Source organism: Trichococcus flocculiformis (genome assembly GCF_963662535.1).
Classification (GTDB): Bacteria; Bacillota; Bacilli; order Lactobacillales; family Aerococcaceae; genus Trichococcus; species Trichococcus flocculiformis.
Window position 1 is genome coordinate 2456609 of sequence record NZ_OY759718.1, and the last position, 25044, is coordinate 2481652.

Consider the following 25044-nt stretch of genomic DNA (forward strand, 5'->3'; position numbering starts at 1 on the left):
ATTCCTTTCTTTTTTTATTCCGGCAAGCGCCAGTCGATCGGCTCCACGCCGAAAGATTTGAGTGCTTCGTTCGTTTTTGAAAAAGGCTTCGATCCGAAGAAACCTCTATAGGATGATAACGGACTTGGATGCGGCGATGTGATCACGACATGCTTGGTTGTGTCGATGAACACTTTTTTTGCTATCGATGCATTTCCCCAAAGAATGAAGACGACTGGTTCTTGCCGCTCGTTCAACGCTCGGATGACAGCGTCGGTCAATAATTCCCACCCTTTTCCGCGATGGGAGTTGGCTTCTCCGTCGCGCACCGTAAGGACTGTGTTCAGCAAGAAAACTCCTTGCTTCGCCCAGGCTGTCAAATTGCCATGTCTCGCTGGTTCTATTCCCAGATCATCCTGTAGTTCCTTGTAGATATTGACCAAGGAAGGCGGTAACTTGATACCTCTTTGGACCGAAAAACTCAATCCATGCGCTTGATTGGGGCCGTGATAAGGATCTTGCCCGAGTATGACCACTTTCACCTTGTTGTAAGGCGTCAATTCGAAGGCTTCCCAGATATGCTGCATTCCGGGATAGACCGTCTCGTTCAGATACTCCTCCTTCAGGAAGGCGCGCAACTGTTGGTAATACGGCGCTTGGAACTCCTTTTCCAGCTTTTCTTGCCACTCGTTATGGATAATTGCTTTCATGTTTTCACACCACTATCTGTCATATTTTTCGATTCCGATTGCAACTATCTTACCATATTAGGCGGACCTTTTTCAGTCATTCCGCCTACTGGCATATTGTTTATGCAGTTCTTGAAACTAATTTTTAACCAAAAGTGAAAAGCGTGGTAGAATATAAGTGTGAATATACTGCAATTACCGAACAGGAGGATGAATATATGATTGAACTGATCGTCTCGGATATGGACGGCACCTTATTGAACGATAAGATGGAGGTCTCCGCATCGAACGTGAGCGCCATCAACGAAGCAAATAGATTAGGCATCAAATTTATGGTCGCTACCGGCAGAGGATATGCTGAAGCTGTTCCGGCCCTCAAGGAAGTTGGCATCGACTGCCCTATGATCACGCTTAACGGCGGGCAAGTTTTTGATGAAGATGGACAGTTGGTCGAAAATTTGGGAATCGATAAAACAACCACACGCCGTATTTTGGAAGATGTTAAAAAATATGGTCTTTACTGCGAAATCATGACATCAAAAGGGATCTTTTCGGATGACAAAGTGCGCCGGATCGAGTCAATGACTTCCTTGCTGCACGAGACAAACCCTGACACAACATTCAAAATGGCGCTTGTCTTGGCGGTCGCCCGTTTGGAAGTGATGCACGTCAACTATGTCGACGACTTCAAAGACGTTCTGGATGACAATACCCAACAAGTATTGAAAATCCTTGTATTCAGCGATTCCGGACAAAGCGAATTGGAGCCGATCCGGACAAAGTTGGCAGAGGACAGCCGGTTGGTTGTGACCTCCTCCTTCCGAAACAACATCGAAATCAACCATGTGGAAGCACAAAAAGGGATTGCTTTGGAAAAGTTCGCCAAAAAAAGAGGGATTCCCTTGGAGAATGTCATGGCAATCGGAGACAACTTCAATGATGTCTCGATGTTGAAAGTAGCCGGCGCCAGCTTCGCAGTGGCCAATGCTGAAGATGGCGTCAAAGTATTTGCAAAGCACCTCACTTCCAAAAACTCAGAAAACGGCGTTGCCGAAGCCATCATGCGCTGCATCAACGAAAATCTGTGATACCGAAAACGGAACACTGACAGTTACACTTCCCTCCTCACCTTCGTCTTTATGGATGTAGGAAAGGAGGGAACAGGAATGGATGCGAACGTGGATGTGTTGGCATATATGGAACTGATCAGCAATACCGGGTTTCCGATCGTAATCGCGATGTACCTATTGCACCGGATGGAAAAAAAGCTCGATGCACTTGTCGGCGCGATTGAAGAACTGAGTCGGGCTTTCAAATGATCACAACAATGCCTCAAAAAGTATAGAAAGAGCCCTGACATGACAGCTTTTATGCCATCATGCCAGAGCTTTTTGCTGCGTTTTTTACGAACGTTCCCAAATAAGCCGAACCGTTTGACACTCCTATGTCAGCGTTTTTATGTCATCTGGTTTTCATGTCACATTTCCTAACATGTTCACGTCGCTATAAGATTGTGCTTTCTGTGAATTTAAAATATAATCTCGATGTGGTATTATATGAATATTCAAGCAGAGGCTTCATCGTAATCTCATGGTTATTCGGAAGAAATGCTGTTTTATAAGGAGGAAAAAATATGTTAAGCAAGAAACTGCGACTCAAGTTGCCGATGCTCTTCATGGCTTTGGGCTTTTTTATTTTTGGATCAGCCCAGCATCAAGTAGTGGAGGCAACAGAAACACAAAAGTTTGTCATCGCGACAGACACCACATTTGCACCATTTGAATTCCAGGATGCGAACGGCGATTTTGTCGGCATCGATATGGAACTCATCCAAGCGATTGCGGAAGATCAAGGGTTTGAAGTGGAGATTCGTCCACTGGGCTTCAATGCAGCGCTGCAGGCCTTGGAGACCAAGCAAGTTGACGGCGTCATCGCCGGCATGAGCATCACGGACGAACGGAAACAAACCTTCGACTTTTCGGAGCCGTACTTTGAAAGTGGCGTGGTCATGGCAGTTGCCGATGACAGCGACATCTCAAGCTACGAAGATCTGAAAGGACAGAACGTAGCCGTCAAAACCGGAACGGAAGGCGCAACCTTCGCCGAATCCATCAAGGATGAATATGGCTTCACGACCACTGTTTTCGAAGATTCCGCCAATATGTACCAGGACGTCCTGTCCGGCAATTCCGTTGCGGCATTCGAGGACTATCCGGTAATGGCCTACGCCATTGAGGACCAAGGTTTGGCTCTGAAATTGGCTACTGAAAAAGAAGCCGGCAGTTCATACGGTTTTGCAGTAGCTAAGGATTCAAATCCTGAATTGTTGGCAATGTTCAACGCGGGCTTGGCTAATCTGAAAGAGAATGGCACTTATCAAACCATCCAAGAAAAATACCTCGGTGCTTCCGTTGATACGAGCCTGGATGTCCCGGCACAGAACGGAAAAACTTTTATCATCGCAACCGACACAACTTTCGCCCCATTTGAATTCCAGGACGCTAACGGTAACTATGTCGGTATCGACATGGATCTGATCCGTGCAATCGCGAAAGATCAAGGTTTCGGAATCGAAATCCGGCCATTGGGATTCAATGCGGCTCTTCAAGCGTTGGAAGCTAAACAAGTGGATGCTGTCATCGCCGGCATGAGCATCACCGATGAACGCAAACAGACCTTTGATTTCTCGGAACCGTACTTCGAAAGTGGTGTGGTTATGGCTGTTGCCGCCGATAGCGATATCGACAGCTATGAAGACTTGGAAGGCCTGACCGTGGCCGTCAAAACCGGAACGGAAGGCGCAACCTTCGCCGAATCGATCAAAGATGAATATGGCTTCACATTATCGACCTTCGATGATTCAGCAAACATGTACCAAGACGTCATCGCCGGCAATTCCGTTGCGGCGTTCGAAGATTATCCGGTTATGGCCTATGCCATCGAAGGTCAAGGCATCGCCTTGAAATTGGCTACTGAAAAAGAAGCAGGCGGTTCTTATGGGATCGCAGTTGCGAAAGATACGAATGCCGAACTGTTGAACATGATCAACACAGGCTTAGCGAACTTACAGTCCAACGGAACCTATGAAGAAATTCTCAACGACTATCTCGGCTCCGACACAGAAGCAAGCAACACTTCCTTCTTCGGACTGATCCAGGAAAACTGGAAAACATTATTGCAAGGATTGGGCAGAACGATCCTGATCACTTTTGCATCCATCGTGATCGCATTGGCATTGGGTATCTTCATCGGCTTGTTCAGCGTCTCCCCTAACAAAGCATTGAACTGGATCGCAACCATCTACGTCGACATCATGCGCGGTGTGCCGTTGATCGTCTTGGCATTCTTCGTCTACTTCTCGGTTCCACAATTGATGGGGATCCGGATGAGTTCGACGGTTGCAGGGATCATCACCTTGAGTTTGAATGCGGCAGCTTATCTGGCAGAGATCTTCCGTGGCGGTATCAAAGCGGTTGATGTCGGGCAGATGGAAGCCGGACGCAGCTTAGGTCTGACTTATCAAACGACAATGAACAAAATCATTTTGCCGCAAGCAATCCGAATCATGATTCCTTCATTCATCAATCAATTCGTCATTACTTTGAAAGACACTTCCATTTTATCCATCATCGGCCTTGTCGAGTTGACACAGACCGGTAAAATCATCATCGCCAGAACTTACGCTTCCGGTAACATGTGGTTGATCATCGGCTTGATGTACATCATCGTCATCACGATCCTTACGAAGATTTCGAAAAACCTTGAAGGGAGATTAAAGAATGGCTAACGCAAAAATAAATGTCTCGAACCTGAAGAAAAGCTTCGGCAGCAATGAGGTTTTGAAAGGGATCGATCTTGAAGTCGCTGAAGGAGAAGTTGTCTGCATCATCGGCCCATCCGGTTCAGGAAAAAGCACCCTGTTGCGCTGTCTGAACAAACTTGAAGAAGTCACTGACGGACACGTGCTGATCGACGGACAGGACATCACCGAAAAAACGACGGACATCAATAAAGTCCGCGAAGAAATCGGGATGGTTTTCCAACACTTCAACCTTTTTCCGCACCTTTCGGTCATGGACAATATCACACTGGCTCCGGTTGAACTGAAACGGGAAAATAAGGAAACCGCAAAAGCAAGAGCACTCGAATTGCTGGAAACAGTCGGTCTGTCCGAAAAAGCTGACGCTTTCCCTAGTTCCTTATCCGGCGGTCAAAAGCAAAGGGTCGCCATCGCACGTGCGTTGGCAATGAATCCGGAAATCATGCTTTTCGATGAACCAACATCCGCGCTTGATCCCGAAATGGTCGGCGACGTTCTTGAAGTCATGAAAAAACTGGCAAAACAAGGAATGACCATGGTTGTTGTTACGCATGAAATGGGCTTTGCAAGAGAAGTCGGACATCGCGTCATCTTTATGGATGGCGGATATATCGTTGAAGAAGGCACGCCTACCGAAGTATTCGGTAACCCTCAAAACCCACGTACGCAGGATTTCCTTAACAAAGTATTGTAATCACGTCAAACAAAGGTTGCCACCTAAGAAAGTGGCAACCTTTGTTTTTTTTGAGAAATACGGAAAACGAGAAGCTTTTTTCTGTGGGAGTCTGCCCCCGAACAGCCCGCAGCTCCGGGGAGCTTTGGCTTTGCCGGAGCTGACAGGATAAGGGTGACGCTACCTCCGGCGAAGACAGTCTCACCGGAGGAGCGCTTGCTAACCTCCCCTCACCTTCGGCCAAGCATCGCTTTATCGGAGTTCGGGAAATTATTGACAGGCTGGTGACGCGCTGCCCACTCAAAAACAAAAAGAATCGGACCCTTTCGCATAATTGAAAAGGATCCGATTCTTTATTTTTATTGCAGGATGGTGATCGTCAACGTCTGTCTGCCGAAGGCAAGCGCAGCGTTCAAGTCTTCCATGTGCAAGTCGATTTTGTTGCCGACGATCGCTCCACCGGTGTCTCCGGCGATCGCTATGCCATAGCCCGGCACGCTGACGATACTTCCCAATGGAATCACGGAAGGATCCACCGCGATGACCATCGGATTGATCGAAAGGTCGATGCCTGTGGCGGTAAAGTTGGATAATCCAGCTTCGTGGCGCGAGTAGGCTGTTGCTGAAACAGTCACTGTTTTGCCTTGGGAAGCAGGTGGCTCTGTCACAGTCGGCGCGGTTACGACCGGCGCTGTTTCAACAGCGGCAACCGAACTGTCGGTAATTTGGCTTTCGGGTTCTTGTGTGGCAACTGTTCCCTCTTGCAGGGAAGGCGCTGTAGATTCAGCAACCGTAACGTGTTCCTCCGCCGCGTTCGCTGCAGCTTGGGCCGCTTCGGCATCGGCTTTGGCTTGAGCAGCTTCGGCAGCCAAACGGTCTGCTTCAGTTGCATACTCAGTTTGCACTTGCGACAGCACTATTTGGTTTTCGGACAGGATGTCCTTCAATGTGCTTAATTCTTCCGCCAGCGCAGAGGATTCAGATTTCAGACGGCCTTCAGCAACCTTGACTGTTTCGATTTCATCAGCCAACTGTTCTTCCAATGCCATCAGTTTCTCCTCTTCCGAAATGGCAGATTCGATCTGCTCATTATCGGCAGCCTGCAATTGACCGACGACATAGGCTCTGCTGATGAAATCGGCAAAATTTTCGGAATCCAGCAACATCAAAATCTGATTCGTCATTGCATCAGAAGTCTGCAAAGCAACGAGCCGTGTTTTCAGTTGTTCTTTGCGTGAAGTGATTACTTCTTTTTGAGCTTCGATTGCAGTTTTTGTCTCGCTTTGACTTTCTTCTGCAGCAACAATCTGCGCCTCCAGGTCATCAATCTCCATTTGCTTCAGGTTGATCGAGGCCAGTGTTTCGCCGATTGTAACTTCTACTGAAGCGATTCGAGCTTCTGTCTGTTTTTCTTCTTGAGTTAAAGTATCTAAGGTGGAACCTTGAACAGGTGTAATGGAAAGGGTCAGACTTGCTGCCAAGCCGGCCAACATCAGTTTCCCCATACGCTTTTTGTGATTCAAAATCTCACGCCTCTCTTTTGAAAATGCTCCTTTATTATATCGAAATTCTCTTATGGGAGGGTTGCATTCATTTTACTGTTTCGTATCAAATGATTCACCTGGTGCTCTCATTGCCTTATTAGGAACCTTTTCGTAATCCATTCGTAACATAAGATTCTTTCCCGTAACATTTCTCCCCTGTTTCACTAGCTCACTAAGAGAAAACTATGACAAAAACGATAAATTCCAGTAAAATGGAAAGTGAGGAATCTTGGAAGACCCGGGATTCAGAAGGAGACGCTCATGCTACTAGAGAGAATAGGTTTGATCGATATTGGATCCAATACCATCCGTTTGGTCATCTTTGAAATCGATGAACACTTTACAATGTTTCAAGTCCAGAACATCAAGACCCCTGCACGTCTTTTTCAGTATTTGGACAAGAAGAAAAAGATGTCCCAAGCAGGTATCGATGTACTCATCAAAGTTCTGAAAAGTTTCAAATCTGTTGCTGATCAGTATCAAGTCAGCGTTTTGATGCCGGTAGCGACGGCTGCTATCCGTCAGTCCACCAACCGCGACGATATCATCAAACAAGTACGCAAAGCTACCAAAATCGAAATGATGCTGTTGCCGGAAGAGAAGGAAGCTTTTTATGGGAATTATGCTGTTCTGCATACGACCCAATTCCTAAACGGCGTCACGATCGACATCGGTGGTGGCAGTACGGAAGTCACCTACTATGAAAATAAAGAACTTCAGCAATACCACAGTTTTCCTTTTGGGGTCGTGACCTTAAAACAGATGTTCTTTGACGGCAAAGAGCACAATGACCCAAAGGCGATCAAGAAGATGCAGGAATTTGTGAAGGACCAGTTCAAATCGATCAAGTGGCTGAGCAAGAAGCAAGTGCCCATCGTTGCAATGGGCGGTTCTGCCCGAAGCATCGCGAATGTCCACCAACGTAAAATCGATTATCGGTTAGCGGGCGTGCATGGTTACCGTATGTACAAAAATGATCTCCAAATGACCTTGGATTTGTTCCAGTCATTGAGCATCCCGCAGTTGCAGAATCTGGATGGGCTTAGCCGGGACCGGACCGATCTGATCATACCGGCTAATGTGGTATTCAATACCCTCTTCGATGAAGTGAAAGCCCCCGTGTTTTTGTTCAGCAATAAAGGGTTGCGTGAAGGTATCGTGATGGAATTCCTGAACGATAAATATGAGAATAAACCCTTCAGTGTTTACAACATCGCTGCCCAATCGGTCAGCAGGCTTGCCGCCAGCTACCACACGTTGGCGCATGTTGCGCAGCAAAGGGTGAAGCTGGTCGATATGCTGTATGAAGAGTTGTGTCGACTGGGTATCTTTGACAAAAATCCGGAAATGGAGAAACTCTTGCATTTCGGAAGTTACCTTTATTACCTTGGCCAATTCGTCGAAACCGGCGCCAGTTCGCAGCATACCTTCTACATCATCTCCAATAGCGACCTTGATGGCATCAGCCATAAGGAACGGGTAAGCACCGCTTTATTGGCCAGCTTCAAAAACCGTTCACTCTTCAACCAATACTTAACCGGATTTACGGACTGGTACACAGTGACCCTAATCGATCAGCTGCAGTCATTCGGAGGCATCATCAAATTCGCTGACGCCCTTAACGATTCTCATATGGAAGTTATCCGGGACATCAAAATCATTAAGATAAAAAATGGGTACGATCTGGTACTTTCTTATAAAGGTGACATCCTTGCGGAAGAATATCGCGCAGAACGTCAACGCAAACATATCGAGCGTCTGCTGAGCGGTAAACTTAACATTATTTTTACAGAATGTTAACGAAATTATGCTATAAATAAACCTTATAAATCGAATGAATGGATGTGTCGTATGATGGAATCAGATAGTAAACCCAATCTTGCTCATGCGGATTATTATTTCAATCGAGAACTGAGTTGGTTGGACTTCAACAAACGCGTCATTGAGGAGGCGCAAGATCCTCAGAATCCTTTGCTTGAACAGCTGAACTTTTTATCCATAGCAAGTTCCAATCTTGACGAGTTCTATATGGTTCGAGTAGCCGGTTTGCAGGATCAGTTCAAACTCGGCTACCATATCACGGACAGCAAAACCGATAGGACCCCCGTTGAACAGTTGTCTGCCATCTCCAAGAAAAATAGCGAAAATATCGCGCTGCAATACAAGTCCTATTATGAACTTTTGAACCAATTGGCCGAAAAAAATATTCGCATCAAAAAAATCAGCGCTCTTTCAAAAAGTGAATTTTCAATCATTGAAGAAACTTTCCATGAACAAATTTTTCCCGCGTTGACACCATTAGGGATCGATGCTTACCGTCCTTTCCCGAACTTGAACAATAAACTGATCCATATTTTCGTTAACTTGCAAAAGGAGGACACGACCCGCGTTGCGATCGTGCCGGTTCCTGCCCCGCTACAACGGTTCATTTTGTTGGACGAGAACAAAAATGACATCGGCATCGTTCTACTCGAAGACGTCGTGCGCCATTTCATCCACACCTTATTCAAAGGCTTCACTGTCACGAATAGTTTCAGTTGTCGCATCACCCGCAATGCGGATTTGGAATTGCATGAAGATGGTGCGGATGATTTGCTGGTGGTCATCCAGGATTACCTGAAGAAGCGCAAAAATGGTATGGCTGTCCGCCTTGAAATTGACACGCGCGATACGATCGCGTCCCTACACGGAGACGTGCGCTTTTTGCAGACCGAACTGGATCTCGAGGATCGTGATGTTTATATGATCGATGGACCATTGGATCTTACTTTCCTCAGTAAATTGACCCGCTATCTGGCGATTGCTTCTCCAGAAGACGTATACCCTAGCTTTTCTCCGGTAACGCCAAGCGATCTGTCCGGAAAAAATATTTTTGACGTGGTCGAAAAGAAGGATGTTTTTTTGCATCATCCCTATGACTCGTTCGATCCGGTCGTCGATTTCATCAAGAGTGCCGCTGAGGATGAAGACACAATCGCCATCAAGCAGACTCTTTACCGGGTCAGCAAAGATTCACCGATCATCGAAGGGTTGAAGGCTGCAGCAGAATCGGGCAAACAAGTCACTGTACTGGTCGAGCTGAAAGCCCGTTTCGACGAAGAGAACAATGTGCAATGGGCGAAGGAATTGGAAGAAGCCGGTGCGCATGTGCTCTATGGCATGACCCACTTGAAGACTCACAGCAAAATCACGATGGTGGTCAAAAAGCAAAACAACAGCATCGTCCGTTATGTCCATCTGGCTACCGGCAATTACAATGATAAGACTGCCAGACTTTATACGGACATGGCCATCTTCACGGCTAACAAGGAAATCGGCGAGGATGCGACAAACTTCTTTAACTATTTGAGCGGCTATTCCGATCAGCCTGAGTACAATCACTTGCATGTGTCACCTTTCGAAATCCGTGATTCATTCATTGAATATATCGACGACGAAATCGCGGCGCATAAACAATCCGGGAATGGGCATATCATCGCAAAAATGAATTCCTTGACGGACAAACGCGTCATCATGAAACTATACGAAGCCAGTCAAGCAGGCATACGGGTGGATTTGATCATCCGCGGCATCTGCTGCCTGAAGCCCCAAGTTCCTGGCGTCAGTGATAATATCCATGTCCGCAGCATTGTCGGCCGTTTCCTGGAGCATAGCCGGATCTACTATTTCCATCATAACGGCGATGAGAATCTTTTCCTTTCTTCCGCAGACATGATGACCCGTAACATGATCAAACGGATCGAAATAGAATTTCCGATTCTGGACAAAGCCATCAAGAAAGAGATCCTTTCGTTGATGGACGTCTATCTTGCCGACAACACGAAAGCACGCGAACTGTATCCGGACGGCACTTACCACCATGTCCGAAATGATAGGCCTGCTGTGGATGCACAAAAGTATTTCATGGAACTGGCGAATAAGGAAAAAGAGATTCCCATTCTTGCCGAAAAGGATTCCTGGTTCAAAAAAATCCAACGAAGACTCAAAAAATAACGAAGAATGCGGAAAAGAACGGGGCTGTCTCAATCTGAGACAGCCCCGTTCTTTCATTTTAAGTTAATTGATTTTTTATTTTTTGAAATCGCCAAGCCGATCGCAAAACCGAGCAGCGACGGAATCAGCCAACCCATTCCGATATCGGATAACGGGATCGCTGCATCTGTCCAAGAGATGAAACCATCCAGGCCGACAGCATCCTTGATTCCTTGCGGCAAAACTTTCAGAAAATCAACAATTGCGAATGGCAAGGTGAACAAGGTCGTCATTTGGTAGACAATCGTCCGGTCATTGAACAGGCTGCTTGTGATCGACAGGAAGATCAAGGTAATTGCCAAGGGGTACAGGAACATCAATACCGGAATCGAGAAGGCGATAATCTGACTCAAACCCAGATTCGCCAAACCAAAGGAAATAGCAGTGAAAAGATAGACGTATTGTTTATAGTCTAACGAATTCGGAAACATGTGCACAAACGTTTCGCTGATGGCAGTTATCAGCCCGATTGCCGTTTTCAGACAGGCAACGGTGATGATGACAGCAAACAGAACCGCTCCGAAGATGCCGAAGTACTCGTTCGAGATTTGTGCCAAGGCGATGCCGCCGTTGTCGCTGATTTCAAATATGCCGCGACTCGTTGCACCCAAATAAACCAAGGAACCATAAATGACAGCCATCAACAACATGCTGATCGCTCCGGATTTTATCGTGTCCTTCGCGATGGTTGTTGTCTTGGTGACGCCCAAACCTTGGATCGCCGTGACGACGATGATCCCGAAAGCCAGGGAGGCCAGTGCGTCCATTGTGTTGTACCCTTCCAAAAAGCCTTTGAAGAATGCACCAGTCTGATAGCTTGCGTCTACTGGTATCTCACTCGCTGCGCCTAACGGAGCGAAAAATCCGAAGAGAATCAAAACCGAAAGAAATACCAGAAAAATCGGATTCAGAACCTTACCTACCCATTTCAATATTTCCGAGGGCTTCAGGGAGAACCATAAGACAGCTATGAAGAAAAGCAACGAGAACAGAAACAGCGCCATTTTTGTCATTGAGGGTTCCAAGTACGGAGCAAAGGCTGCTTCGAAGGAGACAGTAGCGGTACGCGGCGTCGCAAAGAATGGGCCAATCGTAAGGTAGAGTGCCGCTGTAAAAAAAACACCGTATTTAGGATTGATTTTGCTCGCCATCTCCAGCAGGCTTTCTTTACCGGACAGCCCCATCGCCACGATGCCCAAAAACGGCAACCCCACTGCAGTCATGATAAACCCTAATATTGCCGGTAATAAATTTTGCCCAGCCAATTGTCCCATATGAACCGGAAAAATCAGGTTGCCAGCACCAAAAAATAAGCCGAAGAGCATGGAGCCAATGTATATATATTCTTTATTCGATAATTTCTTATCCATTCATTTTCAGCCAACTTTCTTTTTCAATTTTTTTAATTCTATCATGGCGTTTCTCCTGTTACTAGAATGGGGGGCGTTAATCAAATAAAACTTATCATTTTCTCATTTGCGCGGCTTTTACTTACTCCATGTCCGCACCCAAAAATGATGGCAACATTACGACAAAACCGAACAAACGATTGCCATAAAAGAAACGGTCCTACTCGTTTTTTGTAAACACTGTGTTAAAATCCTTTTATTTTTTCTGGAATATGCTAGAATTAATTGACTATAAACAAGAATTGAGGAATGTAAAAAAATGATTACCGTATCAAATGTCAGCTTACAATTTTCCGATCGCAAGTTGTTTGACAATGTTAACTTAAAGTTCACCCCTGGTAACTGCTATGGCGTCATCGGTGCAAACGGAGCTGGAAAATCCACTTTCCTGAAGATTTTATCAGGTGTTATCCAACCCACAACCGGCGACATCATTTTGGATCCAAATGAACGTCTGGCTGTATTGAACCAGAACCACTATGGTTTCGAAGAACATCAAGTATTGGACACTGTCATCATGGGGCATAAACGCCTTTATGAAATTATGGCCGAGAAGAACGCTATCTATGCAAAAACTGACTTCACTGAAGAAGACGGCATCAGAGCCGGCGAACTTGAAGGCGAATTTGCTGAATTGGACGGTTGGGAAGCCGAATCCGATGCTGCAAGTCTTTTGCAAGGTTTAGGAATCGGCGAAGATTTGCACTACAAGCAGATGAGCGACCTATTGGAGCCACAAAAAGTTAAAGTTTTGCTAGCGCAAGCCCTATTCGGCAAACCGGACGTACTGCTTTTGGACGAGCCGACAAACGGTTTGGACAAAGAATCAATCGAGTGGTTGTCCGAGTTCCTGATCAACTTCCCGAATACCGTCATCGTTGTTTCCCATGACCGTCACTTCCTGAATACGGTTTGTACGCACATGTGTGACGTTGACTTCGGAAAAATCAAATTGTATGTCGGAAACTACGACTTCTGGATGCAATCCAGTCAATTAGCTGCTAAATTGGCCGCTGATTCCAATGCGAAAAAAGAAGAACAAATCAAAGAGTTGCAGGACTTCATTGCGCGCTTCAGTGCAAATGCATCGAAATCCAAACAAGCGACATCCCGTAAAAAGACATTGGATAAAATCACCTTGGATGATATTCAACCATCATCCCGTAAATATCCTTTCGTCGGCTTCACTCCGGAACGCGAAATCGGAAATGACTTGTTGATGGTTTCAAACATCTCCAAAACAATCGATGGCGTCAAAATTTTGGACAACATCAGCTTTGCTTTGAACAAAAACGATAAAGTCGCTTTCACAAGCCGCAAAGATATCGCTACTTCTACCCTCTTCAAGATTTTGATGGGCGAAATGGAAGCTGATGGCGGTACTTTCAAATGGGGCGTCACAACTTCAAGAAGCTATTTGCCGAAGGATCACACGAACGAATTCCCGGTTGCCGATATCACCATTTTGGAATGGTTGCGCCAGTTTGCAGGCAAAGAAGAGGACGACAACACTTTCTTGCGCAGCTTCTTGGGCCGCATGCTGTTCTCAGGTGAAGATGTCATGAAGAAAGTTTCTGTCCTATCCGGGGGAGAAAAAGTACGTATCATCCTATCGAAAATGATGCTTTCAAAAGCAAACGTTTTGGTGCTGGATGACCCGACAAATCACTTGGATCTTGAATCCATCACGGCGTTGAATGACGGCATGATCGCTTTCAAAGGCGCATTGTTGTTCACTTCACACGATTACGAGTTCATCAACACTACTGCGAACCGTATCATCGAATTGACTCCAAACGGCGTTGTTGACAGAATGGAAACAACCTACGAAGACTTCTTGGCAGATAAAGACGTGCAAGCAAGAATCAACGCACTTTATAAAGAACAAGCATAAAACCAGCATGAAAAAGAGGAACAACCCAAGCGTTCGGGTCGTTCCTCTTTTTTAATAACATATTTCAATTCCAAAAGTGCATCACCTCTGGTGTTTCACAAGGTTGCAAAATATTCCATGCATCCCAAAACGGTGGCTAGCTTCACGGGTAAGCCCTTCGGAAAAGGGATTAGGAACCTCTTGGCTCTGCGAGCCAAGACATACTGTTCGTCTAACCTGCTGACGCAGGAAGTCTCTCAGCAATTGCGCTCTACGATGCTCATTTGCATGGGACTCTTAGGGATTCATCCCTTAGAGCACCAGTATAAGGTGACCGTAGGGAACGTTGCGAGGCCAGATTTCCTAAATTGTCATGACTCTTGCGATTTCAATCGCTTAGTCCTGTCATCAGGCCATCCAACTGGTCTCGTAGTGAGGCCCTCTGATGTCGCACTGTGACATCAGAGTACTTGACCGATTAGGTCACAGTGTTTCCTTACTCAGGGCTGAACGAACCCGTTCCGCTTTTCTATACTTTTTTCCAGATCATGTGGGCTTCGCAGGCTAGGTCTTCGCCGTTCATGATGCGGTGCGCGGTGATGATTTCGCCGTTCTCAGCTTCTTTTGTCGACATGACACTGGTGATGCTGTTGCCGTATTCGACTTCTTTTTCATACTTGATCGTAACGGCAGCCATCTGATGATCCATGATGAATTTCGGGTCGATTGTGTTGATGATCCAATCGAAATATTTCGCGTTGTTGACATGGCGATTGTAGTCGATATCCAGGTATCTGACGCGGAACTCCTGCTCCTTGCGGTTTTCCGGCTCCAGCTGGATCGGTTTCTGCATGCGCACCATCGTCCGGATTTCATCAGCCTGGTAAACGGTCAGCAAGTCTTTTTGGATCTGGACCATCTTACGGGTTTCGATGTCCATCATGACGAAGTTCGTCATCACTTCCACACACAATTGTTCCCTTTCATCATAAGCCCGGAAGCGGCGATAGGTGAAGAAGCGGTTATAACTCATCGCTTCCGTTTCCAGAATGATTTCTTCGCCTTGGTGCGGCATGCGTTCGATCTGCATGTCGTACTGCACGATGATCCAACTGAGTCCTCTTTCGGACATCTGGTCATTCGTGTTCCCGAGTGAATCGCTTTGTTGTCCCGACAAGTCCATCATCAAGTTTACGAGCGCTGGCAAGGTGATTTCACCGGTGATGTCGCATTCATAGCCTTTGATGCGATGGGTTCTGCGATAGATTAATCCGCTCAATGTTTTCCCTCCAAAATCAATTTTATAATAGAAAGGATACCATACTTTTCAGCACGGACCAACCGAAATACCATTCAAAATCAGACCCGCAATTGCTGTCTGTCGTTGTAGAATTCGCGGTATGCTAGGAAAGAGGCGATATAAGACGAGATGCTTGTCGCCGCCACCAGCATGAAAGTCACCATGATCTGATACATGATCGCCGTCATCGGTACGGTGCCGGCAAACATCAAACCCGACATCATGCCCGGCAAGGAAACGATACCCACTGTTTTGGCGGAATCCAAAGATGGCTGCATGCCTGATTTGATCGTTTCCCGCAAGATTGTGCGCGAAGCTTGATTCGGATTCGCACCGAGAGACAGTTTTTCCAGAATCTGTTGGCGCTGATCGCGGAACAAGGAATTCAGGTTACGATAGCACAAGCCGATGGTCGTCATCGCATTCCCGGCTATCATTCCAGTGATCGGCACAATCTGTGAAGGGATGAATTTAACGGACCCGGACAGGACCAAAATGGCTAACGTCAAAATCGCTGAAGCGGAGATGGCGATGAGCGAAATCTTCAAAGAATTCGGGATACTGCTGCTGCGTTTGTGGGCATTCCATGACGCATTGAAGACGATGACCGCAACCATCGCCAGAGTGACGATTGTGTTGTTCACATTGAACAGATAGGTCAATACGTATCCGACCGCGATCAACTGTACAATGGCTCGGGTAATGCTGTACAAGATATCTTTGGCCGTTCCTAATTTTTCCTTGTACGAGATGTAGACTCCCACCATTACCAACGAAAAGCTCAACATGAGCGTGATTGGACTGACTTGTAGATCCATATTATTTTGCCTCCTCTTTCTCGATTTTCCCTGCAACGATATGGATGTTCTTATCCGCCAAGCTGGACTCTTCCTCGTTATGACTGACCATAATGATCGTCATATCGGAATGATTCCGCATTTCCTGGAGCCATTTCCAGATGATCTGGCGATTCGCTTCATCCAAGGCGCTCGTGACTTCATCAAGGAGGAGGATTTTCGGTTGAAAAAGGACGTTACGTATCAAGGCGACACGCTGTTTTTCTCCACCCGACAAGGTGTTGATCTCTTTATTCAGATATTCCTTCGGCAGCCCGACCGATTCCAAATATGCGACTGCTTTCTTTTCATCGAATTCCTTTTTGCGGATTTCGTAAGGAAAAGCCAAATTGTCGCGGACGGTTTTTCCGAACAAAACAGGTGTCTGGAATGTGTAGGAAACCTCCTTGCGGTATTCGGTAGGTTCATATTGATCCAGCGATTTCCCTTGGTAGCGTATTTCCCCTTCGGTACGCGAAAGGATCGTCGCAATGATCTTCAAAAGTGTGCTCTTGCCGCTTCCGGACGGGCCGGTTATCGAGAGAAACTCGCCCTCTTCCAGCGAATAGCTGATGTCATCCAGAATGACTTTGCCGTCCGACACAAAACTCAGATGTTCCATTTCCAATAATGCCATTTTTTAGATTGCTCCTTTATCATTCAAATTGCATCCAAACCCGATGCAAACTCCAAAAACCGCTGTTCAGGTTGGTAATGCTTCATTCTTCTATTCTATCACTGATTCCCTATTTTTTGTTAATGATAATGATTATAATTTAGCAACAAATACAAAATGATACTATTGGACTAAAATATGCTGATCAGAGGAGCAACCCAGTTTACTCAGTTTCTTCCTGTAGCTCCGGTGAGGCCGGTCTCATCGGAGCACACAAGCCCGAATGCAGTCTGAACTCCGGTCAAGCCTTCATTCGCCGGAGAACGGCAAAGGCTGTCTCGAAAAACGAGACAGCCTTTGTTATTTCTTATCGTATTACTCTCCCAATTCCGCATACGAAATCAACTGGATTGCCTCATCCTCACGGATGCGATCCGCAAAATCTGAATGCATCAAGAATTCGGCCATATAGGCTCGATCCTTCTGCAGGCTACTGACGCGTTCCAGACTGGCATCGACATAACCCGGATGGACGATCAATTCGACCGAGGTGTCCGGCTTTTCCAGGACGGCCATAATATCATCCAACTTCTCCATCACACTCATTCCCAATTCGGCCTGCGGTTTTTCAGCAGCGAAGCCGAGGTCGAATTGGCGGTCCGTATGCAGCACCCCATGGCTACCCTCGAAATGATCCCGGATCGGCAGCTCGTACTGGATCGCCAAAGACAGGATGACTTTGTTGAGCGGCTCCAACATATGCACATGGTGGTGCGAATCCAAATGCGTTGGTTTGATGCCCGCCTTGCGAACTTTTTCGATTTGCGCATGCCACTCCGCATAGACCTCATCCAGATCCAGTGAAGCTGCATGCTGCTGCACGTATTCTCTGGTGTGGAAACGCCCATCGGCACTGATGGTGGATGCGTCAGGCAATAGGGGCTTTGCGAGCGTCAGATTCAGATGAACTCCGATTTCCAGCTCCGGATGATCGGATGCCAATGCCACAGCATGATCGAATGCCGCTCCGTTCGCCAGCAGGGTCGTCGAGGTGGTGATGCCGTACAAAAAACTATCGATGATGCCGTAGTTCACGCCATTTGTGAGACCAAAATCGTCTGCGTTGATGATTACTTGTCCCATATTTCATTCTCCTGTCTGTTTCGGATGGCGGTTCGGCTTCAAATCGCTTTGACTGCCCCGCCATCCACATATAGTGTACTGCCGGTGATGTATGTATTCGCTTCGGAAAGAAGGAAAACAACAGCTTTTGCGAATTCTTCCGGTGTACCGTAACGTCCTAAAGGAATGCCTGCGATAGCAGCCTTGTCGACTTCCGCAACTGTCAATTCTCTCGCTTTAGCGTTCGCCTCATTCAGATATTTCAAGCGATCGGTTTCGATTTTTCCCGGCGCAACGACGTTCACGAGGATATTGTCGGGCGCCAATTCATCGGCCAGCGTTTTGCTTAGGCCGACGATGCCGTTTCGGAACGTATTGGAAAGCACCAGATTCGGTAAAGGTGTCTTCACCGAAATCGAGGCGATGTTGACGATGCGTCCGCCCTCTTTACGCAAATCAGGCAGTACTTCGCGGATGATCCGGATGTAGCTCAGCAAGTTCAATTCGAAGGCCTGCTGCCATACTTCATCGGAAAAGGAATCGAATTTCCCGCTTGGCGGACCGCCTGCGTTGTTCAGCAAGATATCGATTTTCCCGAATACTGTATGGGTCCGTGCCACCAGTTTCTGGATGTCCTCAACTTTAGTGATGTCGCAAGGGAAATACGCGACCTTTCCGGCATGCATGGCTTCCAGCTCTTCTTTCACCTCAGCCAATTTGTCCTCGCTTCTGCTGGTGAGCATAACGTGCGCGCCTTCTTTGACGAGTTCCTTCGCCACCGCTTTGCCCAACCCTTGACTCGAAGCAACGACCAATGCCACTTTATTCTTTAGCCCCAGATCCATTTTGGTTCCTCCTTCAACTGCTTAATTCGTCCGACCTCTTATACATACTATAGCTCAAAAGCGTCCACATCACTAGCATTTCACTCGGTCGGCCATAATTGCCTCTGCTGGCTTCCGGTGTAGTCTGGTATAATGGAAAATGAATGTATTTACTTAAAAAATACTAACCAATGGACAGGAGCCTTTCCCATGAGAATACTGCATACAGCTGATTGGCATCTCGGTAAAATCGTCAATGATTTTTCCATGCTGGAAGATCAGCGTTATTACTTGACGAACCTGATCGAGCTACTCAAAGATAAAGAAATCGATGCGGTCATTATGGCCGGAGACCTCTACGACCGTGCGTTGCCTCCGAAAGAAGCGGTAGCGTTGGCCAATCGGACACTGACCCGGATGGTGAAGGAATTGGGCGTGCCTGTGTTCGTCATCGCCGGCAACCACGACAGCAACGAGCGGATCGAATATGCCGCCGATCTGTTGGCCGACAGCCGCCTGTATATAGAAGGAACCATGAAAGATACCATCCGAAAAGTTGCTTTCGAGGGAACCAATTTCTATCTGCTGCCTTTTGCGGATCATGTCTATGTCCGGGAGAAGCTTCAGGACGACACAATCAAAAATATGGAGGATGCCATTCGTGCGCAGTTGGCGACCGTAAAAGCAACCATGAACCCAAATGAAGTCAACATCCTGATTGCGCACGGCTATGTGATCCAGACCGGAAACGACACGAGCGAACCATCCGATTCCGAACGTCCGCTCAGTATCGGTACTTCCGAATACGTGGATGTGTCGCTGTTTGAGGACTTTGATTATGTCGCTCTGGGCCATCTGCACAAGGCCCAGAAAGTCAAAGACGACAAAGTCCGCTATAGTGGCTCAATCCTGAAGTATTCCAAATCAGAAACCCCGCATCAAAAGCAGACGAGCATCGTGACGATAGAAAAAGACAAACTGGAGATCGAACCGCTCCGGATCAAGCCTTTGCGCGATATGCGCACAATCCGGAGTACATTCTCAGAACTGATGAAGGGGCAATCCGAGGACTACCTGTTCTTCGAACTGGAGGATACGGAATACGTACTGGATGCGATGAACCAACTGCGCCGTCGCTATCCACACGCAATGGGGCTCGAATACGTCAGCCGAAGAGAAACCGAATCGGTGGCCTTGCAGCATAACCGGGAGGATCTCCAACAGTTGTCCTATCCGGATTTGTTCAAGGATTTTTATGAGCAATACCGCGCCATTGAAATGGAAGAATCCGGTCAAAAAATCGTTGCGGATATCTTTTCCGCTTTGGGAAGGAAAGATTAGATGAGACCCTTAAAATTAGAGATGAATGCCTTTGGTCCCTACAAAGAAAAGATCGTATTGGACTTCACGCAATTCCAGAACCAAACATTGTTCCTGGTTAGCGGGCCTACCGGTGCCGGCAAAACCACAATTTTTGATGCCATCGCCTATGCCCTTTACGATGTCGCCAGCGGCAGCAGCCGGGAAAAGGACACCTTCAAGTCGCAGTTCGCAACGGAAGAGTCGATCTGTTACGTCGATCTGACGTTCGAATACAACGGGAAATCTTACCGCGTCAGACGCTCCCCTGCCCAGACAGGTCCTGGGAAAAGCGGAAAAATCATCGATTTGAAAGCTGATGTCGCCTTTTATCACGACGACACCGTGACGACGAAAGCGCGCGACGCCAATGCGGAAATAGAGCAATTGCTTTCTTTGAACTACGAGCAGTTCAAACAGATCGTCATGCTGCCGCAAGGGGAATTCAAAAAACTACTGGAATCGAACAGCAATGACAAAGAGACTATTTTCCGGAACATCTTCGGGACCGAGATTTTGAAAAGATTCCAGGAGGAACTGAAGGAGCGGGCCAAATCATTACAGAGCCAGGCGACTTCCGCCCATGATTCGCTACAGACCGCTTATTCCTTTGCCTCGGGAATCAAAGATGAAGCCTTGCAAGAAGCGCTCCGCTTGCAGGACACCGAGCAGATCCTGGTTCGGATCGCAGAACTGTTGGCGGCGCTCGAAGAAGAACGTGAAGTCAAAGAACTGCAGCTAACTTCTTTGCGTTCACAAAGTCAAGCCGTTTCCGATACCATCAAATTGCTGGAAGATATCGCACAGTTGGAGGTACGGCTGAAAGTTCTGGAGGAAGAAGAAGCTTCAGTCCTAGGATGGAAGCAGCAATTGGAGCGCCATGAACAAGCCGTTAAAGCCGAGGAAAAAAGGTCGCTGTACATTGCAGCATCCACAAACAGGAATGCAAAACAGGAACAATCCAAACAAAATGACGCTCTCTTGGACCAATTGAATCAGGCTTCACGCGATAAGCAATCGGCATTCGAGGTGGCTGAACTTGCCTTTTCCCTGATCCCAGGCTTGCGTGAAAAGACCGGCACCGTGAAGGAACAGGAAAAACAGCTTATCGCCTTGGCGAAGAAGCAGAAAGAACTGGCAGGTTACCAGAAAGCAGGCAACGATGCCACGAAAGAACTGCAGAAACATGCAAATCTTAAACAAGCGCAAAAAGAAAAACAGGAGCAGTGCCAGCAGAGGCTTGCGGGGCTGAAACAAGCCCAAAAAGAAGCTGCCAGTATCAAAGACAAATTGAGTGCTTGCCGAATGAACGTGCAGCAATCCGATCAGATCCACAAGAGGATTGTCCAAACCGAAAAATTGTTGGCTGAAAAACTTGCAAAAGGTGCACGATTCCTGATTCTGGAAAAAGAATTCATGGCAATCGATCAACAGTTCAAGGACGAAATCCTGCTCTACAACCGCAACATCGCAGGCATTTTAGCAGAACAGCTGATCAGCGGAGAAGCTTGTCTTGTCTGCGGTTCAACAGACCATCCCGCACCCGCTCAAAAAACGGCAGAGACCCTCTCCGATCAGGACCGGGAGCAGCTGGAGAAAAAACGGAATCAGGCATATGCGGATTACCAGCAGGGGACTGCCGAACTTTCCGGAATCCGAAAACAACTGGCTGATCTCTTCGATGAGTTCGCTATCCCGGCTGAAACTTTCGAAACTTACAAACAGGAACAGAAAGCAAAACGCGATAGCGAAATCGCGTCAGAAAAAACGCTGCTGTCGGAGATGATAGCTCTGCAGAAGATTCTTGACGAAGAAGAGACCCTCGTCAAGCAGCAAAACAACATCGAAACAAATCTGCAGGAGATCGACCAGAACTGTCTTACGCTTCAGAAAACATTGCACTTGAACGAAATTCTTTCCAGGGACCTGCTGGCCGATATCGAACAGGAACAGCAAATTTTGGGCGACAAAGACCTCGCAACTGTGCAAAATGAAATCCTGCAGCTCAACGAAACCATTGAGACCAGCACAAATGACTACAACAGGCTGAACAGCGAGCTGACGGACCTCGAGAAACGGATTGCCGTCTGCCATGCCAACAGGACCACCTACGCGGCCCAAGTTGAGGAAGCAACACATGCTTTGTTGGATGCGGAAACAACCTACAAAACCGTACTGGCTGATACAGGACTGGAAGAACCTTTCGACCATCTAATATTGGATAAGGCATTGTCTCTGGAAATCCAGAAACGAATCCGCAGTCATGAAGACGACCTGAATGTCACCGTGACCCGTTTGCAAGATGTAAGAAAGAGCGCTGCAGTATTGGATCAGGATCAAACCGTCGTCTCCTGCACCGATCAAAAAATGCTTCTGGACAATACAATCCGCGCATCGGAAGAGCAAAAAGATCAGCTTGCAGGCGATATCCAAATGCTAAAAAAAGCGGCGCAAGAAATCGCTGTGATCTACAAAAAGCAACAGCAGATCATTTCCGATTACCAAAAATACAAGACTTTGTCGGACATCGCCAACGGAACCAAAGAAACTGATTATATCTCATTCGAACGCTATGTGCTGGCGATCTATTATGAGGAAATCATCGAAGCTGCCAATCTTCGCTTCCAACAGATGACGAACAACCGCTATCTGTTGTTGCGCAAGGAAGACAAAGGCAAAGGTGCCGGAGCTAAGGGACTGGATCTCGATGTATTCGACCATTACACCGGTCAAACCCGCAGCGTCAAAACGTTGTCGGGCGGTGAAGGCTTCAAGGCTTCCCTTGCGCTTGCCCTTGGTCTAAGCGACGTGATGCAGAGCCGCAGCGGAGGAATCCAGATCGATACACTGTTCATTGATGAAGGTTTCGGTTCGCTGGATCCAGAGTCTTTGGATACCGCAATCGAGGCGCTATTCTCCCTGAACAGTTGTGGCCGTTTAGTCGGTATCATTTCGCACGTTGAGGAATTGAAGACGCGCATACCCGTCCATATCAAAGTCGACCGCACCACCGAAGGAAGTACCGCAAAAATTATCCTCTAGATAAAGGAAAGTCCAGCTACATTTAAGTAACTGGACTTTTTTTGCGTCTCCTGATTCGTTGGTTCAAAAGCGTCTGATCAATTTTTCCTTACGATTAATACATCACATGGCGCATGTTTGATGACATGATTCGTCACCGATCCGACCACCAGTTTTGCGATAGTGCCCTTACCTGTAGCACCCATTACAATCAAATCACACTTCCATTCTTCCACAAGCGTTTTCGCAATCATTTCCTTAGGACTGCCGGTGCGCATTTCCTTGTGCACTGCCACCCCGTTTGCACGCGCATATCTGTCCAATTCATCGAACAACGAGTCTTTATCCTTCTGCAGCTGCGCAGCTTCTTCGGCGTTATCTTTTTTATCCAGAATCGCAACCAGATACAGCGCGGCATTGTTCCTTTCAGCGATATGTACCGCCTGTTTGAACGCCTTGATCGAAGCCTCCGATCCGTCCACTGGAATCAAGATGTTTTTATACTGAACCATTCAAACCCACTCCTTTGGAATAATCAACCAGAAAACGCTTTCCTTACTCTTATTTTACTATACTTACGATATAAACAAAAGATTAGCCGTCTTACGATTGATAAATTTACAAACCAAAAAGAGCCTGGGTGACAGGCTCTTTTTGGTAACTGCGCTACGCAGATTGGAAGCGTAGTGAAGTGTTTATTTTTTTGAATGTAACGGGCTTCTCCAGCTAAATTTCTCTGCTTTCCAACTTGCCGATTTCTTTGACGTCCTTGCGCAATACCGCCTGGGATAAATTCGGGCGAACTTTGTAGGCTGATTTTGATGACATGACTGCATTCACTAAGCCCGTTTGAATCATTTCTGAAATATCGTCAGTCCTCAAATAGGAGTAAACGATTCCGGCACAAAGCGCTTCGTTCGTTCCCCAGATGTAGGTTTCGCTGTCCTCGTCGCTGTTCTTCAGGTCATAGACATGCATGCCGTAATTTTCGCTGGCATAGCCGACGCTCTGACTGTTTTTTGTGATGATGACATGCTGCACCCCTTTATCCAGCCACAGCTGTAGGGCTTCCCGCATAGAAGCATCATCATTGATTGTGATGCCGAAGTGCTTTTCGGTTTCGTCATGCTTCGTGATCAGCAACTTCAATCCCTTCAAGTTTTCAGGAATATTATATAATTTAAGGACGGATGCGCAAATCAGGACCGTTGGAATATTGTATTTCGCCCCGATTTCAAGTAAGTGCTCCACGCTTTCTTTCGGGCAATTCGAATCGATGATGATGGTTTTAGCCCGCTTGAGCGTCGCCAAGTGCTTCAGCAACCATTTCGGCTGCATATACTCAAAGATATCCATTTCCGCCAATCCGATGATCATTTTACCCGCTTCATCGATGACTTCCATAAAGGTTCCTGTCGAAAAACCAGGAATCATTTCCACTTCGGAGGTCTTCATCAACGGACGCATAGATTCTTCGATCGTATGCCATTCCGCATCATCCCCGACCAAAGATAACATAACGACGTCTTCCTGCAGTCTGCCCAGATTCTCAGCGATACTGAGAGCAACCCCGCCGATTGACGTCTGGGAGGTGACATTATTCGATTGTCCATGAATAAGACCCCCTTCCACAAAATAGCGGCGATCGATACAGGCCGCGCCGATACAAACAATCGGTCGCGTATCATTGATGACATAGGCTTTCCCCAAAAGGTATCCCCGTCTCACCAAGCCGGAAATGATGTTCGCCACTGCGGGACGTGACAGGCCAATCTTTGTAGCTAAATCTTGCTGCGAAATGAAAGGATTTTCCTTGATGTAGCTCAGTATTTTTGATTCTTTCTCGTTTAAAGCCATGTTTCAATTCCCCTTACTCTATAAAAACTCGGCAATGCCGAACTCATTCTTTTAGCAACATTTTCTGCTCCTAAATGTATAGTATATATC

Annotated in this window: 19 protein-coding genes; 9 read left to right on the forward strand and 10 right to left on the reverse strand. The window is 46.9% G+C overall.

Translation table 11 applies throughout. The features are described from left to right. Positions 1-14 precede the first annotated feature (14 nt). Positions 15-689: a uracil-DNA glycosylase gene (locus tag ACKPCD_RS11710; RefSeq protein ID WP_321433302.1), complete on the reverse strand. Its 675-nt coding sequence runs from the start codon at positions 687-689 to the stop codon at positions 15-17. A gap of 197 nt (positions 690-886) precedes the next feature. Between ACKPCD_RS11710 and ACKPCD_RS11715 the strand changes: the two genes are divergently transcribed. The 4 genes from ACKPCD_RS11715 (at position 887) to ACKPCD_RS11730 (ending at position 5182) form a co-directional block, all read left to right on the forward strand. Then, positions 887-1756, forward strand: coding sequence for a Cof-type HAD-IIB family hydrolase (locus ACKPCD_RS11715; RefSeq protein ID WP_068558602.1), 870 nt, complete (start codon positions 887-889; stop codon positions 1754-1756). 78 nt (positions 1757-1834) lie between these two features. Continuing rightward, on the forward strand, positions 1835-1987 hold the full coding sequence (locus ACKPCD_RS11720) for a YvrJ family protein (RefSeq protein WP_072763691.1): 153 nt from the start codon (positions 1835-1837) through the stop codon (positions 1985-1987). Between the two features lie 314 nt (positions 1988-2301). Beyond that, positions 2302-4455: an amino acid ABC transporter substrate-binding protein/permease gene (locus ACKPCD_RS11725; RefSeq protein WP_321433303.1), complete on the forward strand. Its 2154-nt coding sequence runs from the start codon at positions 2302-2304 to the stop codon at positions 4453-4455. Next, positions 4448-5182, forward strand: coding sequence for an amino acid ABC transporter ATP-binding protein (locus ACKPCD_RS11730; RefSeq protein ID WP_276648100.1), 735 nt, complete (start codon positions 4448-4450; stop codon positions 5180-5182). Before ACKPCD_RS11725 ends, ACKPCD_RS11730 begins: the two co-directional genes overlap by 8 nt. Positions 5183-5520: 338 nt before the next feature. On the opposite strand, the gene ACKPCD_RS11735 is transcribed toward ACKPCD_RS11730, so the two are convergent. Beyond that, positions 5521-6684: a 3D domain-containing protein gene (locus tag ACKPCD_RS11735; protein WP_321433304.1), complete on the reverse strand. Its 1164-nt coding sequence runs from the start codon at positions 6682-6684 to the stop codon at positions 5521-5523. Between the two features lie 282 nt (positions 6685-6966). Here ACKPCD_RS11735 and ACKPCD_RS11740 point away from each other — a divergent pair, with 282 nt between their 5' ends. Further along, positions 6967-8505 carry a Ppx/GppA phosphatase family protein gene (locus ACKPCD_RS11740; RefSeq protein WP_321433305.1) on the forward strand — a complete coding sequence of 513 codons (1539 nt, stop codon included), beginning with the start codon at positions 6967-6969 and terminating at the stop codon, positions 8503-8505. 51 nt (positions 8506-8556) lie between these two features. After that, entirely contained in the window at positions 8557-10698 is a 2142-nt protein-coding gene (locus ACKPCD_RS11745) for an RNA degradosome polyphosphate kinase (RefSeq protein ID WP_321433306.1), read from the forward strand. A 53-nt stretch (positions 10699-10751) separates the two neighbouring features. On the opposite strand, the gene brnQ is transcribed toward ACKPCD_RS11745, so the two are convergent. After that, positions 10752-12107, reverse strand: a complete 1356-nt coding sequence (brnQ, locus tag ACKPCD_RS11750; protein ID WP_321433307.1) for a branched-chain amino acid transport system II carrier protein — start codon at positions 12105-12107, stop codon at positions 10752-10754. 298 nt (positions 12108-12405) lie between these two features. On the opposite strand from brnQ, the gene ACKPCD_RS11755 reads away from it, so the two are divergent. Next, a complete protein-coding gene (locus ACKPCD_RS11755) occupies positions 12406-14040 on the forward strand; it encodes an ABC-F family ATP-binding cassette domain-containing protein (protein ID WP_068558638.1) in 1635 nt (544 codons plus the stop codon). A gap of 508 nt (positions 14041-14548) precedes the next feature. Here the strand turns inward: ACKPCD_RS11755 and ACKPCD_RS11760 are convergent. The 5 genes from ACKPCD_RS11760 to ACKPCD_RS11780 form a co-directional block, all read right to left on the reverse strand. Beyond that, positions 14549-15298 carry an acyl-[acyl-carrier-protein] thioesterase gene (locus tag ACKPCD_RS11760; protein WP_276648119.1) on the reverse strand — a complete coding sequence of 250 codons (750 nt, stop codon included), beginning with the start codon at positions 15296-15298 and terminating at the stop codon, positions 14549-14551. 80 nt (positions 15299-15378) lie between these two features. Continuing rightward, positions 15379-16137, reverse strand: coding sequence for an ABC transporter permease (locus ACKPCD_RS11765; RefSeq protein WP_321433308.1), 759 nt, complete (start codon positions 16135-16137; stop codon positions 15379-15381). 1 nt (position 16138) lies between these two features. Beyond that, the gene (locus ACKPCD_RS11770) at positions 16139-16792 is read right to left on the reverse strand and encodes an ABC transporter ATP-binding protein (RefSeq protein WP_321433309.1); all 654 of its coding nucleotides are present in this window, start codon (positions 16790-16792) and stop codon (positions 16139-16141) included. Between the two features lie 354 nt (positions 16793-17146). Next, positions 17147-17914 (reverse strand): ChbG/HpnK family deacetylase, encoded by a 768-nt coding sequence (locus tag ACKPCD_RS11775; RefSeq protein ID WP_288925997.1) that lies wholly within the window; start codon positions 17912-17914, stop codon positions 17147-17149. A gap of 38 nt (positions 17915-17952) precedes the next feature. Then, entirely contained in the window at positions 17953-18738 is a 786-nt protein-coding gene (locus ACKPCD_RS11780) for an SDR family oxidoreductase (protein ID WP_288925999.1), read from the reverse strand. A gap of 189 nt (positions 18739-18927) precedes the next feature. Between ACKPCD_RS11780 and ACKPCD_RS11785 the strand changes: the two genes are divergently transcribed. Together ACKPCD_RS11785 and ACKPCD_RS11790 are read left to right on the forward strand one after the other, a co-directional pair. Further along, on the forward strand, positions 18928-20058 hold the full coding sequence (locus ACKPCD_RS11785) for an exonuclease SbcCD subunit D (protein ID WP_321433310.1): 1131 nt from the start codon (positions 18928-18930) through the stop codon (positions 20056-20058). Next, positions 20059-23118: an AAA family ATPase gene (locus ACKPCD_RS11790; protein WP_321433311.1), complete on the forward strand. Its 3060-nt coding sequence runs from the start codon at positions 20059-20061 to the stop codon at positions 23116-23118. 77 nt (positions 23119-23195) lie between these two features. On the opposite strand, the gene ACKPCD_RS11795 is transcribed toward ACKPCD_RS11790, so the two are convergent. After that, entirely contained in the window at positions 23196-23609 is a 414-nt protein-coding gene (locus ACKPCD_RS11795; RefSeq protein ID WP_276648138.1) for a universal stress protein, read from the reverse strand. A 214-nt stretch (positions 23610-23823) separates the two neighbouring features. Continuing rightward, positions 23824-24954: a carbohydrate kinase gene (locus tag ACKPCD_RS11800; RefSeq protein WP_321433312.1), complete on the reverse strand. Its 1131-nt coding sequence runs from the start codon at positions 24952-24954 to the stop codon at positions 23824-23826. Between the last annotated feature and the right edge of the window lie 90 nt (positions 24955-25044).

What these genes read in the sequence shown, in the direction of transcription:
- ACKPCD_RS11755 (WP_068558638.1), top strand. Translation starts at nt 12,406, where the DNA reads ATGATTACCGTATCAAATGTCAGCTTACAATTTTCCGATCGCAAGTTG.
- ACKPCD_RS11745 (WP_321433306.1), top strand. Translation starts at nt 8,557, where the DNA reads ATGATGGAATCAGATAGTAAACCCAATCTTGCTCATGCGGATTATTAT.
- ACKPCD_RS11740 (WP_321433305.1), top strand. Translation starts at nt 6,967, where the DNA reads ATGCTACTAGAGAGAATAGGTTTGATCGATATTGGATCCAATACCATC.
- ACKPCD_RS11770 (WP_321433309.1), bottom strand. Translation starts at nt 16,792, where the DNA reads ATGGCATTATTGGAAATGGAACATCTGAGTTTTGTGTCGGACGGCAAA.
- ACKPCD_RS11710 (WP_321433302.1), bottom strand. Translation starts at nt 689, where the DNA reads ATGAAAGCAATTATCCATAACGAGTGGCAAGAAAAGCTGGAAAAGGAG.
- ACKPCD_RS11775 (WP_288925997.1), bottom strand. Translation starts at nt 17,914, where the DNA reads ATGGGACAAGTAATCATCAACGCAGACGATTTTGGTCTCACAAATGGC.
- ACKPCD_RS11730 (WP_276648100.1), top strand. Translation starts at nt 4,448, where the DNA reads ATGGCTAACGCAAAAATAAATGTCTCGAACCTGAAGAAAAGCTTCGGC.
- brnQ (WP_321433307.1), bottom strand. Translation starts at nt 12,107, where the DNA reads ATGGATAAGAAATTATCGAATAAAGAATATATATACATTGGCTCCATG.
- ACKPCD_RS11785 (WP_321433310.1), top strand. Translation starts at nt 18,928, where the DNA reads ATGAGAATACTGCATACAGCTGATTGGCATCTCGGTAAAATCGTCAAT.
- ACKPCD_RS11800 (WP_321433312.1), bottom strand. Translation starts at nt 24,954, where the DNA reads ATGGCTTTAAACGAGAAAGAATCAAAAATACTGAGCTACATCAAGGAA.
- ACKPCD_RS11765 (WP_321433308.1), bottom strand. Translation starts at nt 16,137, where the DNA reads ATGGATCTACAAGTCAGTCCAATCACGCTCATGTTGAGCTTTTCGTTG.
- ACKPCD_RS11790 (WP_321433311.1), top strand. Translation starts at nt 20,059, where the DNA reads ATGAGACCCTTAAAATTAGAGATGAATGCCTTTGGTCCCTACAAAGAA.
- ACKPCD_RS11715 (WP_068558602.1), top strand. Translation starts at nt 887, where the DNA reads ATGATTGAACTGATCGTCTCGGATATGGACGGCACCTTATTGAACGAT.
- ACKPCD_RS11720 (WP_072763691.1), top strand. Translation starts at nt 1,835, where the DNA reads ATGGATGCGAACGTGGATGTGTTGGCATATATGGAACTGATCAGCAAT.
- ACKPCD_RS11795 (WP_276648138.1), bottom strand. Translation starts at nt 23,609, where the DNA reads ATGGTTCAGTATAAAAACATCTTGATTCCAGTGGACGGATCGGAGGCT.
- ACKPCD_RS11780 (WP_288925999.1), bottom strand. Translation starts at nt 18,738, where the DNA reads ATGGATCTGGGGCTAAAGAATAAAGTGGCATTGGTCGTTGCTTCGAGT.
- ACKPCD_RS11725 (WP_321433303.1), top strand. Translation starts at nt 2,302, where the DNA reads ATGTTAAGCAAGAAACTGCGACTCAAGTTGCCGATGCTCTTCATGGCT.